General features: G+C 43.3%; 11 protein-coding genes. 6 read left to right on the plus strand and 5 right to left on the minus strand.

Features of this window, described 5'->3' with window-relative positions; genetic code table 11:
* Positions 1-175 precede the first annotated feature (175 nt).
* Entirely contained in the window at positions 176-346 is a 171-nt protein-coding gene (locus H6F66_RS11790) for a hypothetical protein (protein WP_190421361.1), read from the plus strand.
* Between the two features lie 267 nt (positions 347-613).
* On the plus strand, positions 614-1,774 hold the full coding sequence (locus H6F66_RS11795; protein WP_242019247.1) for an alpha/beta fold hydrolase: 1,161 nt from the start codon (positions 614-616) through the stop codon (positions 1,772-1,774).
* Between the two features lie 31 nt (positions 1,775-1,805).
* Here H6F66_RS11795 and H6F66_RS11800 read toward each other — a convergent pair whose 3' ends face one another.
* The gene (locus H6F66_RS11800; protein ID WP_206755784.1) at positions 1,806-4,217 is read right to left on the minus strand and encodes an inverse autotransporter beta domain-containing protein; all 2,412 of its coding nucleotides are present in this window, start codon (positions 4,215-4,217) and stop codon (positions 1,806-1,808) included.
* A gap of 28 nt (positions 4,218-4,245) precedes the next feature.
* Positions 4,246-5,154 (minus strand): sulfotransferase, encoded by a 909-nt coding sequence (locus tag H6F66_RS11805; RefSeq protein ID WP_190421367.1) that lies wholly within the window; start codon positions 5,152-5,154, stop codon positions 4,246-4,248.
* A gap of 306 nt (positions 5,155-5,460) precedes the next feature.
* On the opposite strand from H6F66_RS11805, the gene H6F66_RS11810 reads away from it, so the two are divergent.
* From H6F66_RS11810 to H6F66_RS11825, 4 genes are all read left to right on the plus strand, one after another.
* Positions 5,461-6,048, plus strand: coding sequence for a hypothetical protein (locus H6F66_RS11810; RefSeq protein ID WP_190421369.1), 588 nt, complete (start codon positions 5,461-5,463; stop codon positions 6,046-6,048).
* Positions 6,049-6,253: 205 nt separating this feature from the next.
* A complete protein-coding gene (locus H6F66_RS11815) occupies positions 6,254-7,159 on the plus strand; it encodes a sulfotransferase (protein WP_190421371.1) in 906 nt (301 codons plus the stop codon).
* 27 nt (positions 7,160-7,186) lie between these two features.
* The gene (locus H6F66_RS11820; RefSeq protein ID WP_190421373.1) at positions 7,187-8,404 is read left to right on the plus strand and encodes a hypothetical protein; all 1,218 of its coding nucleotides are present in this window, start codon (positions 7,187-7,189) and stop codon (positions 8,402-8,404) included.
* Between the two features lie 50 nt (positions 8,405-8,454).
* Positions 8,455-9,360, plus strand: coding sequence for a TauD/TfdA family dioxygenase (locus H6F66_RS11825; protein WP_190421375.1), 906 nt, complete (start codon positions 8,455-8,457; stop codon positions 9,358-9,360).
* A 172-nt stretch (positions 9,361-9,532) separates the two neighbouring features.
* On the opposite strand, the gene H6F66_RS11830 is transcribed toward H6F66_RS11825, so the two are convergent.
* Genes H6F66_RS11830 through H6F66_RS11840 form a run of 3 tightly spaced genes read right to left on the minus strand, consistent with a single transcriptional unit; the run spans position 9,533 to position 13,568 of the window.
* On the minus strand, positions 9,533-11,011 hold the full coding sequence (locus tag H6F66_RS11830) for a hypothetical protein (protein WP_199295330.1): 1,479 nt from the start codon (positions 11,009-11,011) through the stop codon (positions 9,533-9,535).
* Positions 11,001-11,960 (minus strand): alpha/beta hydrolase, encoded by a 960-nt coding sequence (locus tag H6F66_RS11835; RefSeq protein ID WP_190421377.1) that lies wholly within the window; start codon positions 11,958-11,960, stop codon positions 11,001-11,003. Before H6F66_RS11835 ends, H6F66_RS11830 begins: the two co-directional genes overlap by 11 nt.
* 3 nt (positions 11,961-11,963) lie before the next feature.
* Entirely contained in the window at positions 11,964-13,568 is a 1,605-nt protein-coding gene (locus H6F66_RS11840) for an alkaline phosphatase family protein (RefSeq protein WP_190421379.1), read from the minus strand.

The following is a 13,568-nucleotide window of genomic DNA, read 5'->3' on the forward strand; positions in this document are numbered from 1 at the left end:
TTGCTCACTAAAGTCATCTATCGCAACCACAAGTGCGGTTCATTCAGTTTATTGAATAGATACAACTGCAACTAAATTCTCTCCCCTCACAATTGTGATATTCAAACCATGTATAGCAGTCCTAAAGAAATCGTAAAATTTAATTTATAGAGACGTTCTATATTTCCCGAAAAAGGTGCAAAATGTAAATCTGGCAGTCCTGAAATATCTTAAGCCAGAATCAGGGGCGGTAGAAATCCGTAAAGTGGAAGTTACAGCTAAGATTCACTCAAACGAAGCGGCGTTGGATGAAATCTGGAGTTTTGTTGGGTTTCGCATCCAAGCGGCCAAGCTACATAGAGTTTAGATTTTTAGCTTTAAGTGAACCGTATTGGTTTTTAATCCACAAAAAAACGATACCGCTTCCGTTGGAACATACTTATAATGGCATAAGTCTTGATGTAAAGATGTATGCCAAGCATCATCTATCTAACTCAGTGTTATCCCGCAGGCATTACAGTGCCTCTTATTACTACTCGGCTTCACCAACTTTAAGAGTTTTTAGTTCCCTCTTAGCTGGGTTTTTGTAATTGGCAAAACTTATTACCATAATTACAGGAGATTCGCTTTTGTGATGGACAGAGTAACTAGGAAAATCGTCGGCTTCTTGCTACTGCGTAAAACTTCCACTTTAGTTATAGCTGCGATGATAGTTTTACCTATAGGCTTTGCCCTACCTGCTTGTTCGCGACCTTTCCCGCGTCAGCGACCTGTTTTTGATCAGCCAACGTTCACTCCAAGCAATCAGAGTATACCTACTCAGTCTCTGTACAAACCTAATCTTGGTTCCTATACCGTTGGAGTCGCAGACGACCTCTCTCTATTCGACAGTCGGCGCAAGCGACAACTTCCTGTTAAGGTTTACTATCCTCAAGGGCAAGGACCATTCCCTGTAATTATCTTTTCTCATGGGGGAGGTGGCTCCAAGGAGGGCTTCTCATACTTAGGCGAATTCTGGGCTAGTCAGGGATACATCTCCATCCATCCGTCTCACAGTGATTCATCTTTCTTGCGGGAAACCGAAGATAATGCCCAACCTTTAGAGTATCGCCCTCAAGACGTATCGTTTGTCATAGACTCTCTGCAAGCATTAGAAGGGAAAATTCCCCAGTTGCGAGGGAAAATAGATCGCGCTCGCATCGGTGTCGCTGGCCACTCATTTGGCGCATACTCAGCCCTATGGATGGCAGGACAGATGGTGGACACAGCCCAGAGAAAAGACGTTAGTTTCCGAGACCCCCGTGTCCGTGCGTTTTTGGCTATATCTCCAGCGGGAACTGGTAGAGGTGGGTTAGATGAGCGCTCTTGGGATAGAATCACCGCTCCTGTAATGATTGTTAGCGGTAGTAATGAAAGAGGCGACGATTGGAGGATGGAACCTTTCAAGAATATGCCTGCTGGTAATAAGTATTACCTCTTATTCCAAGATGCCTACCACTCGTCCTATAACGACTATAAACCAGGTGGTAGGCGTGGACTCATGCAAGATAGGGAGACTATTGACAATATTCACACTTATCTCCAAAGTGCCAGTATTGCTTTCTGGGATAGTTACCTCAAACAGGACAATGCCGCTAAGCAGTTTCTCCAGTCTGATGCGCTTCCAGGTGGCAATATGGATTCACCCCTAAATAGCAATAGAGATACGTTCCCACGTAGCAATAGAGATGCGTTTCCACGTAGGGATAGGCTACCAAGTAGTGGTGGGGGTCAAGTCACACTATTTAAGAAGTGATTGGTTCTCTTGGAGAATGGCTTTTCTTGACTCAAGGAAAGCCACAAGCTCCTTGAGGAATATTGGTGATAGTACCTGTCTGATTGATAGTGCCAGTGTTTGTTTCCAATAGAGTGCTTTCAACCTGTAACGTTGAAAAATCGCTTTGCTCCAGATTAAAGCCTAACTTGCTGGTGTTATTGCGCGGTTGCAAGCAAATCTTGGCTTGATTGCTCGCCTCCACCTTAAAACCATCAGTTGGTACGTAGTTAAACTGAATATTAGCTAAGGTCTGGGAGTTATCTCTACTAATAAGTTCAACTGCATTAGTTCCAACATTTTCAATATTATTCGAGTCCATCGTTACCTGAAGTTGACCGCTTTGTTGCGTTTTTGATTGAAATCCGGTACTGTCCTCAAAATTATTGTTAGATAACTTGTTGTTGTAAATCCTCATCTTTACTTTTGCCGTATCGCGGGCGTACATTCCTATAGCATCTCGATAATAGTTGCTAATCTCATTGTTAGATATAGTGGCTGTTGATTGAGCAGTACCGCTAGTTCCATAGCCGATGCCTCTATCACCAACTTCTTGAATGGTGTTGCCACTAATCGTAAAATCTGTTTTGCCATAGCTACCTAAATTAATATCAATACCATCCCCTGTCTCTCTAGGAACAGCATTAGGATTGCCGATATTGGTAAGAGTGTTGTTTAAAATTTGGACTGTTGCTTGACTAGACTCTCTACAGGGGCTAAAAAATGGATCTGATCCCCAAATATTACGGCAAATGTTGACTTCAATTGCGTCAGAGTTAGAGAGAGGATTGCCTACAATCGTGTTGTTGGAAATAGTCAGATCAACCTGTCCTTGATTATTTCGGAAGAAGATGTGGCTTAGAACTGTATTAGAGCCAGTGTATTTAACGACGTTGTTAGCGATCGCAACAGTGCCTGTAACGTTTTCTAAATAGATTCCTTCACTTAGAGAATTTTTAATTTTAGCCGGGCCCAAGTTACCAGTAGTAATAACATTATCTCGAATAGTCAAGTTGCTGGTGTTAATCCCCACGATGCCACGTTCGCTCTTGGTGTCTATCTCCAATCCGGAAAGGGTTTGATTGCCAGCCAAAGCCACAGAACCCGTAACTTTTGGCAGCACTCCAGCACCAGAAAGCGGCAACACCGCACCCAGCCGTTGTATGGTATCCAGCCTTTGCACCGGACCAGTCGATAGCAACGTCACCCTGTTCGGCAGAGTAAAGCTACTAATTCCAGGATTTTTACGTGGTTGTAGGTAAACAATATTCTCAGACTTGGCAACATTCAGGGCATCTTGCACCGTGCCAAACGGACGCTCAAACGTGCCATCTCCCCCAAATGTCCCCAGTTTGACGTGTTGAAAAAAGTACGGTTCGTTAGTTTTGGGATTTGTTGCTAAAACAGTGAAACTTTCCTTTGACAACTCAGATTCAAATTGTTTATCTACAACGATGTTGGCTTGACGCGCTACCGACTCCCCCATGCGTGCCAGCACCCGATTTTTGGAGGTACTACCTCTAGAACGATTTCCAGGGGAATTTGCCGCCACGCTCAAAATAACATTACTACCAAAATTCGCATCATCTTGAACTGACAAACCCAAGCTCAAAGTATCAGTTGGGCGAACTTCTAAGCGGGTGCGCCAGCCGAGAATTTCATCGCTACCCAGAGCATTGTAATAGTAAAGCCCAGCATAACCCCGGATATCACCCGTTTCACCCAAACGCGCTATTGTTGCACCTACCTCGACATCAAATCCCGTCATTGCAACTTCAACACGGCGATTAATTTGACGCGAAGTCTCCCCCGCAAAGTTTAAAAAGTTTCCGGCAAAAAAGGTATCGGAAAGCACCGAATTTACATTGAAAACGCTTTCTTCTACCAGGTGGCGCGTATCTCCCACCGGGATGTAAGCGTTGGCACGAAAATCCCAAACTTCCCCTAAAGTCTCAAAACCCGCGCCGAGTTGGTTAAAAACTGCGTTTCCCGTGTTGCGGTTGTCGTAGGAGATGTAACCGCCAAAGATGCGATTATTAGAAGCACTGTAAAAGCGGTGTCCCAGCAAGACGTTTCCGCCAAGAGTTCTATTAGGTGTTGATAAGAGTAGCTGTCCTTCCAAGAAAGTAAGGCTGTTCCCGGAACTTTGCAGCAGGGGAATGAAGCCAAAAAAGCTAGCAAAGTCATCATAGCCAGTACCTTCGGTGGCGTAGCCTACTCCTAGACGGGTACCGAAGATGGAGGGAGTATCGGTGGCGGTTTGGGCGTTGGCTACCTGATTAGCTACGAAAGATGACAGTATTCCCACCAGCAGCAAATCCATGTAGATTAATGGTGTTAGCCTGCTCATGTTAGCTTTATTCAAATTAGATTTTGTAGGTACAACGGTGGGCTTTAGCTTGCCATTGCTAGATTTGGTGGGCATGGATAGGCAAACCATTGTTAAATGGTGATTAACTATAACCCAATTCTTGGGCTAACTTTACAACTTCAGGGATGAATCCTTTACCGTCTTCACGCCAGGGCAAGGAACCATCCAGTTGACTAGGTACTACACTTTGGTAACGAAAAGCGGGTGACTTCAAAAAGTTAGGGTCATTCCCCAAGTGAGCGCCATAAGGGCCTAATGTTGCATAGGGAGAATTTTCAGGGTGCAACATTGCCTCAAGAATTGTTTCATTCCAGCTAAAATTTAACCACCTACATATTTTTTCCAAATATAATTTAGGATCATTTAAAAGAGTTTCCCCACATACGTGCATTTTTTGTTGGGGGGGAATATCGCTCAAAAAATCTAAAATGGTAGACTGCATTCTGTACCAGTTGTACTGTGGATCGACAGTTGGTGGATTGGTGGAACGATCAACAGAATTAAACATGACAGCCATAATCTGACCACCCCGCACATTCATCAACGATTGTCCTTGGGTTCTCGGATGGCGAACGAGGTGCAAGTAGTAAGCATCGGGAAAAGTTTTGCGGATGCGATTTAGAGTAGCCCGGTTTGCAGCGTACACAGGACTTTTATCGATAATCCGCAGAGGCGCAACTTTTTCGCACAGTTCCCTGTAAACTTCGCCTACACTATGGTCGAGGCGTGTGGAAATCCAGCGATGAGCCATTTCAATAGAATAGAGGGATTGTTCGCCAGCGTAGAGCTGAGCAACAGTTCGCAATAAGCCATGCAACTGAAATCGGCGAAAACCACTCATTCGCTGTAAGAATTGTTCTAGAGTATCAGTAACGAACAAATTAAGTTCTGGAACTCCATAGGCTTCGGGATGCTGACCGAGCATGGCACAGACTAAAGATGTAAAGGAACGTGGAGATGCAAGAATGAAGACAGGCTGGGGGGCTAACATATCAAATGACCTCTGCTCTGTTAAAAGCGATCGCTTCTAGGTAATTTTTACCGATAAATAACCTTTTTATACTCTACGAGAGTAATAGGTTATATTGTAAAAACTGGGTAAAGCTCATTCCATGAGAATGAACCCGATAGCTCAGACATCTAGTATGTTTCATCCATGACTCAAAATCAGGCAATATCTGACGAAAAGCGCCAAGAGATTTTACAGCGTCTCCGAAATCGTCGTGGAGAAGCTAGACGCTTTGATATAAATCAGAAAAAAACCGAGGATCATGGCGATCCATTTATGCGTACCCTCTTGAAGCTAAGAGATTTTCAAGTAGACATAGCTAGAGGTGCGGATATCGCTCAACAAATATCCGATCTTGGTGAAGATGAAGCACTTGTAAAATCTTTGGTAGAGCTTAAACAAACTAGAAAAGCTAAAAAAGCAGCCGCTTTGCCAGCGGAACCCGAACAAAAGCAATCTGAAACATCAGAGCTTGGTGAAGATACCAAAATACTAGAAATGTATTTGCATTTAACCAAAGCTAAGCGAGATGCCAAAAAGAAAAAGAAGGCAGCCAACAAGCAGCAAACTCAGCCTGAAACAACTAATTCAACCTTGCAGCCAATATTAGGAATCAGCCACAATAGGCTTCCCGAAAATGTTTCCTCTGCTGATTTTGTAAAAACTATACAGCAATTATTGGGTAATGCTGAATCCAATCTCAGCGTCTTACCGCTAGAGCAACTTGAACAACGCAGAAAAGAATTGCAATACCGCTATAATTGGATGCGCTCAATCCTTGAAGAGATGCACTTGGAATTAGATAAACTTCAAGATAATATCATCGATAGACTGCACTCAGTTATACAAAGTCAACACCAAGAAGGGTCAAAATGAATTTTTTAAGCATTTAAAGCTTCATCTGCAAACAAATTGTTTGCGCTTGATTCTGCATTCAATAGTTAATACTAGCCAATTGCAGGAAATAAATGATTATTTCCGTATGAAAATCCGTAAATAAATACTTTATGTCTGATTAAAATATAGTACAGCAGGCATCAAAGCCAATTACTACAAAACAAAAATCTGCAAATTATTACAAATGTCTCAACTGTTCATTATACTCTCACCGCCCCGTTCCTTTTCATCAGTTGTGTCCACAATGATTGGACAACATCCGCAGTTGTATGGTTTCCCGGAACTCCACCTCTTTGTAGGCGATACTATCGATGAGGTTATCAAGCACCACGAAACCAGACGCAGACCTGAAGGTCCACCAGGATTACTGCGAACAATAGCAGAAATTCATAGCGGGGCTCAAACAACATCAACTGTTCTCAAAGCTAGACTGTGGTTGGATGAGCGGCGGGATTGGCCTGTAAAAAAACTGTATGACTATATGCTGGAGAAGATTAGCCCGCAAATCGGCGTAGAAAAAAGTCCAATTACAGTTGTAACACGACAATTTATTGAACGTGCCTATTCTTGCTTTCCAACAGCTAATTATTTGCATCTCACCCGCCATCCAATATCAGCTAGGAAGTCAATTATAGAGATGGTGGAACGCAAACGAAAAGCAACAAAGGTAGATCCTTCCTCTGGGATAAAGCTAGATCCTTTAAGATTTTGGTTTAATACCCACCGAAATATTATGAATTTCTGTAATACTCTGCCTTTGGGTCAGAGTATACGGATTAAAGGGGAAGATGTACTATCTGAGCCAGATTTGTATTTACCACAAATAGCTGATTGGCTGGGCTTGCGAACAGACAGCGAAGCAATTGAAGCAATGAAGCATCCGGAAAATTCTCCCTACGCCAGGGTTGGCCCGATTATGGCTCGCGGGGGTAATGACGTAAAATTTATGCATAGTCCAGCCCTACGTCCGGGAAAAATTCGGGAACCTTCGCTGAAAGATGAACTGGAAAAAGGAGAGTTAAAAGATATTGTGGACGATGAGTTTGCTGAAAAACTTATCAACTTTGCCAAGCAACTAGGCTATCGCTAGCGTGTTATTAACCCAGAAAGGAAAGAAATGTCTAAGGTGTCTTTAATGACCGCCCAGCAGTTGAAAAATATTAGTCCAGTTAATATAGACGGACTAGGGAGCATCGCTACCTGTTCGATGGCTGCGTTCCAAGATCGCCTGTACTTAGCGAGAATATGCGAGGCTGGTAAAAAATCATACAATGGGAAAATATTGCGCTACGACTCAGAAAATGATAGTTGGGAAGAAGTATATGCAGGAGCATTAGAAGGAGAAAATAATTATAAAGGTGTTGGGAGTGGTAATAGCGCTTCGGGCATACCGTTAGCGATCGCATTTTTGGAGGAAACACATTCGCTAATCGTTAGCTTGCTTTCTCCCTCTAGTTCGCAACTTCTACATTCAGAGGATGGCAAGACTTTTCATACCCTCCCTGAACCCCAGCTAGACAACCATGTCCTGTCATTTCGTCGCCTCCTGCCATTCCAGAATCGGCTGTACGCGATTCCCGCAGACAATACGGCAAAAAACCTCATCTGCGCCTGTGATGACCCTGAAACAGGCAAATGGCAAGCAGTCAATCTTCCAGGGTTCGATAATTTAGACAATCAAGCCGTTTCTCAAATAGTGACGTTCAACAATTGCCTGTACGCAGGAACTGTAAATCCCGAAACAGGCTTTCAAATCTGGAAAACCCAGGATACCAATCAAACATCCTATACTTGGAAACAAATCATTTCTGATGGTGCGCGCGGGTATGCCTTTAACTCATGTGTATCTTCTATGGTTGTTTTCCAAGGCAATTTGTATTTTGCCAGTGGAATGCCTGCGGATAGTTACGACAGAGGTAATGATATTCCCATTACTGCCCCGGAAATTATTCGGATTTATCCCGATGATAGCTGGGATTTGATTGTTGGCGCACCCAAGTTTACTCCCGATGGTTTGAAAGTTCCCTTATCAGTTATGGGCGCGGGATTCGATGATTCTCACAATTGTACGCTCCAGTTTATGACTGTTCATAATGACTGTTTGTATGTGGGAACTCAAGGAAAAGGTGGTTTTCAGCTTTGGGCTACAGAAGATGGTGAAATATGGGAACCGATCCGTCTGGAACCATTAAGCGATCGCCGTGATATAGAAATCTATACTGTAGTAACTACTCCGTTGGGATTAGTTACTGTTTTAGGTAAAACAAATCTCCAGAATACCGACAATCCATCGAAGCCTAAAACCCACGATGTGGAAGTTTGGTTAGGTAAGTAAATACAAAGCGTGTTGTTGGCTGTACTGATAAACCATAAGAGGTTATGGACATGAAAACAGTGCCTATTTCCGAAAGCTTTGGCTCGATGATATACCATGAAAGCGAGACTAATGTATGTAATTTAGATAAAGAGCAAATTATTAAATTATTCAAATCTTCTGGATTTTTGTTGCTCAGAGGATTTGATACAGACACTGAACAATTTAAAAAATTCACCGCCTCACTCAGCACAGAATTCATGCCCTATATCGGCGGTGCTTATAACCAAAGAGAGGCAATTAACGGCGACAAAACTGTTTTATCAGTAACCGGGGCAAATCTGAGATATGCAGTGCCTCTGCATGGGGAAATGTACTATACCAAGAATAAACCAAGTCTGCTGTGGTTTTATTGTGCTACTCCCCCCTTGAGTGGTGGTGAAACAACAGTATGTGATGGAATCCAGGTTTATCAGAAATTGAGTGATTCCACAAAAGAATTATTTCACACAAAACGGTTGAAATATATTCGCAGCTATCCGAAATTCATGTGGCAAGAAATATATAAAACTGATGATTTGAATATAGTTAAAAGAATCTGCCAAGAAAACGATACATACCTGAAGGTAGATGAAAAAGACCACTCAATTACCACTGAATTTGTTACTTATGCGATTACTGAAAGCGGGAAACATAAAGCTTTCATCAATAACATCTTGCCAGTAATTGCTCAGGAATACGTCCAGGGTTTGCAATCGAGTATTGTTAGGTTTGAAGACGGTTTAAAAATTCCTGATGACGTAATCTTTGAACTCAAAGACGTTACTGATAAATTGACTCTCCCGATTGCATGGCAAGAGGGAGATATCTTGATGATAGATAACACAAGATTACTTCATGGCAGAAAGTCGTTTTCTGATAATCAAAGAGAGATTTATGTCAGGATGGGTCATTTAGCTAATTCAGCATACAACTAATAATTAATGACTAATAATATCAAAATCGGTTGATGGCCCATAATAAAAGAATCCCGCCCCGGTCTTCGCCTGCGGCTCCGGCTCTCTGGTTGGCTTGCTTTCTAAGGGTTGGGGGTGGAATCTCGGTTTCCTCTTAATTGTGGATAATTAACCAGATTTGATATGACTAATTTTATTTTCCTTGCCACACCTCAAGACCACTATTTGGGTTATCTGTGTAAGTCCATTCCCACTCATCACTTACCTTCGTAGCTACTTTTGGGCCGAAGGGATTAGCTGTGCCGATAAAAACGCCATGAGGCGTAGAAACGATGTTGCGAACTCCATAGTTATATGGATTTTGGAATCCTTGGCGGGTGACTGGTAGCCAATTTTCTCCATCGTAGGTTCGCCACAGGTCAAAGCCGCCTTGATGCTCAATAATATTTTCTACTCCTACCCGCTTTAGGAAACTAAATAGCCTCTGAGTTTTACCCTCAAAATTGGTGTAGCGGAGGAAGATAGTCCAATCCATAGTGCCTGCATAAAGCCAGCCATCATGGATACTCATCTTCCAGATGTAGCCCCCGAAATAATTATTAAATCCCGGATAAAAGCCGCTTAGATGCTGTTTTCCTTCACGGGGATTTCCTACAATTAGTTCCCAGGAGCCATCGTGATGCAGCCTGATAATTTCAGCGGCGGCTGGCCCTATTTTATTCTGCTGATCGTAGCCGCCGCCTTGAATACCAGTGCCTACATATAAAGCATCATTAAAAACTACCATGCTGACCGTGATTTGATTTAAACTGCCACGACCAGCACCATCTGAGATTACCTTTGTCCATTCATAGGGCGGTTCTCCTTCTGCCAAAGTACGCCATATTTGAAAACCATTGTTGTTGGCGGTTCCAGCATATAGATAATCGCCAAATCCGACTAACTCGAAAATAGCTTGATTACTTGGATCTCCAAATCCGGGTTCATTTACTATTTGCCATTCACCCTTAGCTGGATCGCGGCTTTCACAAATAAATGGGACACCAGAAATATTATGTTTACCTCCAGCAGAACCTGTTGGTGCGGTAAATAATTTGCCTTTAAAAGGTACGAGCAAGCGTGTACTTGTGAATTTTAAACCTATTAAACCAGGCTGGGATACGGGGAGAAAGTTTTTGCCATCTTCACTGCGTAAAATTAGAGCGCCTTCCCCGCGCGATCGCGACCAATTGGCCAGATAAAGTACAGGCTCAGTGTCCGATTCTCCCTGGAACACCACCATCGCCCGATAGCCAAGTTCGCGGCTAATTTCATCTCCCTCACTGCCGATAACCATCGGAGCTTGATGAACGCGCTCCCACTGTTCTAAAACTGGACTATAGCGCCAGATTTCCCCTCGTGCCTGATTTTGCTCAAACTCTGGGGAATAAACTGGATAGGGACACTCAACAGGCCAAACGCCAATTTTTACATGAGGCATCCCGGCTTTGATGAGACAGAGATTGGCGCGGGAAGTCCCAACATAGAGATGGTCTTTGAACCACGCGATCGCATGAGCGTAGCAATTATTTAAGTCTCCAAAACCGTTCTGACAAATCTTGCGAAAGTTGGATTCTTTCAGCCCTGGTTTTGGTTCTGGATTAAAAATTCTCATTTCGGTACTAACAGGCATTGTCTAAATAATTAAGTTGCTTTAAAAAGCTTTCTACTGATGCTATTAATGCTTGCGGTTGAGATACTGGAAAAAAATGTCCAGCAAGAGGAACAAACTCGAAATGTGCGTGAGTCCATACTTCTTTTAAAGCATTAGCAGTTGGAAGTGTGGGCGAAGATTCACCATAAATCGCTAATGTAGGTTTGTTTATTTGTTGCAATTGCTCTAAACTAATACCTTCAATATTTTTCAAATCGCGCCGTGCCGAAGTTGTTTCTAATAACTTTAGCCAGCGTGATGCAGTGCGTTGACTATTTTCTGGCACCAATTTTGATAATAATTTGCGGAGGCGATGTTTCCCTTTTGGTAATCTCATCTGCAATCGCGCGATCGCTTCGAGTATTTGATACCCAGATTCTGGATCGTCTTCATCCAGTTCAACACCAATCCGGTTTAAAATTCGTTGTGTCCTTTTCCAACGGGGCCAGTCGCGCAACCTCTGCCTCGGCTGCAACACTCTCAAGCGTACATCTACCAGAATTAAACTTTCTACACGCTCTGGATAGGCACAAGCAAAATCTAAGATGACAGAACCACCAAAGCTGTGCGCCATTAAATGAGCGGTTTCTATTCCCAAATAATCTAATAATTCCCTTAAATCCTCAGCCATTTGCTGGGGAGTATAGCCATTTTCAGGCATGGAACTCCGTCCGTGTCCGCGCAGATCGAAGAGTGTCACCGGATGGGTAACACTCAGCTCTAGTGCCAGATGATACCAAAAAGCCAAATTTGTCGCCAACCCATGCACCATAACTAGGTTGCTTGGGATGTCGTTTTGACTATCTTGCTCCCCCTCTATCCCTTGCTCCCCTTGATAAAGGGGGTTTAAAGGAGAATCGAGAGGGGACAACTTTTGAGGGAGTTGAAGATAGTTTAAATCGACTGCTTTTAGGTGAGCGACAGGCAATTTCTACTCCAGGTAGCCAAGCATTTGTAGTTGAGCGAGGATTTTATCTTTTTCATCCTCGGTAATATTCCCAGACTGATTATCGACTTCTGGAGAGCGATCGCTTGCCGTTGTAGCACCTGTAACTACTGGTTTTGACTCCAAACACTCGTCAGTAAAGAAGCTCTTGGCAACCAATCCCTCCAGATCCGAGGGAATCTCTAAGCCTAAACTATACAACAAAGTGGCAGGAACATCTGCAACATTATGTCGCTCAGCTTCAAACCCACCCTTGATACCTTTCCCTCCCGCCAGGAAAATGCCATCAGGATGATGAGTTCCTTGGGGTGATTTCCGGGGTTCCACGGGAGGTAAGACATTGTTAATAGAAACAAAGCCATAATCGCGCAAAACTAAAGTTAAATCGGGTGCTTCTAAAAGAGCATCCCCCGAATATACATCTTCGCGCTTATAAATGGCTTGGATAATCCGTTCTCCCGTGTTTTCGTCTTTGAAATTTTCCAAGTCTTGAATTAGTTTTTCCCGGAAACTTTCATACTCTTCGGGTTTTATTCCAGGTTCTCCCGGCTTTTTAGCAACGCGAATTGCAATCCCATTGCTAGAAGGAGTTGGACAGTAAGCTAAGGTTTCTTCCCAATCTAAGTTAGCAAAGTTGCTGGCTTCCCGTCTCTTTTCCGCGTCAGAGTTATCCACTTTTCTCCAAGTCAGATAACCTTTTTCATGCAAAAAGGCATTGATGCGAACAACTTCTGTAGTTGCTGTAAAGCCATGATCCGATGCCATGAAAACTTGAGCATCTGGCCCCGCAATTTCTACAAGTCGCTGAATATAACCATCTAAGCGGCGGAAATATTCCAAGCAAGACTTCCGCATTTGTTGCTGCCAAGGTGTGTTGTGTGTGGGGTATATCCCAGGATCGAGGAATTCCCAAACTTGATGCTGAAGTTTGTCGGTACCATCAAACAAAACTGCCATCAAATCGGGACTATCTTCGGTTAGCAGTTTCTCCGCCACCCGGAACCACTGTTCCTCCCGAATAATATGATATTTAACCCAATTTTCCAGGTCATCTGTACTCATGTAGGTTAGAGTTTGATTTTCTTTTTCAAAGTCCCACGCCAACTCTTTGGGATCGAAATCTGGAATTTCTTTGAGTCGGTCGTACAATTCAGGTGGTGTTGTGTTGCGACGCAGATGTTTCCAGGGGACAAAACCAGGAACGAGAGAACCGGAAATCGGGCGCGGGGGTGCTGTAAATGGAAAGTTTAAAGCTACAGCGGTGCGATTTTGACGACTTGCCATTGACCAGATTGTTTCTGTACGAATATCCCGCGAATCATACAAGGTGAAATAAACATCCTGACCTTTATCTTCGTAGCGCACAAAGTCATAAACTCCATGACTTCCCGGAGTTCTTCCCGTCATAATGGAAACCCAAGCTGGCGGGGTCAAAGGATTGGGAGTTGAGCGCAATTTTGCCCGTACTCCTGTTTCTATAAACTGTTTCAGAAAAGGCATCGTTACGCCAATTTCTGGCAAATCAGAGGTGATATTATCCAGAACTGTGAAGGTAGCACCATCGAGTCCAATAAAGAGAGTGCGAGTCAT

This window comes from Trichocoleus sp. FACHB-6 (assembly GCF_014695815.1).
GTDB classification, from domain to species: domain Bacteria; phylum Cyanobacteriota; class Cyanobacteriia; order Cyanobacteriales; family FACHB-T130; genus Funiculus; species Funiculus sociatus.